Here is a 742-nt window from a genome sequence, read left to right as displayed (position 1 = left end):
GTTTCATTTTGAGGAATGCGCTTGAGAATTCCTGTCCCATCATGGCTTTCAGCTCGGTATCGTTGTCGTATTCGCGCAGCCCGTCGAGCATGTTCAGGGGCAGTTTTGGTGCGTCGGTGACAGTGTGGCCTTCGGCATACATGTCGATATCATAGCGCCTGCCCGGATCGGCCTTGGAGCGGATGCCGGACAGGCCGGCTGCGATGATGACCGCCTGCAGCAGATAGGGGTTGGTGGCCCCATCCGGCAGACGCAGTTCGAACCGGCCCGGGCCGGGCACGCGGACCATGTGGGTGCGGTTGTTGCCGGTCCATGTCACCGTGTTGGGGGCCCAGGTGGCGCCTGACATGGTGCGCGGGGCGTTGATGCGCTTGTAGCTGTTCACCGTCGGGTTGGTGATCGCCGCCAGCGCGCTGGCATGTTTCATGATGCCGCCCAGGAAATACTTGCCCTGTTCGCCCAGACCCACCTCGCCGGTCGGACCGTCGCCGTCACCGGCAAAGACGTTGGTTTTGGCGTCCGCTCCGGGTGCATCCCAGACCGAGATATGGGCGTGGCAGCCATTGCCGGTCAGCCCCTCGACGGGCTTGGGCATGAAGGTGGCCCGCAGCCCGTGCTTTTCGGCCACCGACTTGGTCATGAACTTGAAGAACGAGTGCTTGTCGGCGGTTTTCAGAACATCGTCAAACTCCCAGTTCATCTCGAACTGGCCATTGGCGTCTTCATGGTCGTTCTGATAGGG

At 61.6% G+C, this 742-nt stretch carries 1 pseudogene; it reads right to left on the bottom strand.

Features of this window, described 5'->3' with window-relative positions:
* Window positions 1-742 (bottom strand): annotated as a pseudogene (locus tag ACR0L4_RS23695) (type III glutamate--ammonia ligase); the annotation flags it as partial.

It is taken from the genome of Ruegeria sp. AB5 (genome assembly GCF_056542645.1).
Note: the sequence above shows the minus strand (reverse complement) of the source record. Positions and strands in the feature narration are given on the sequence as shown.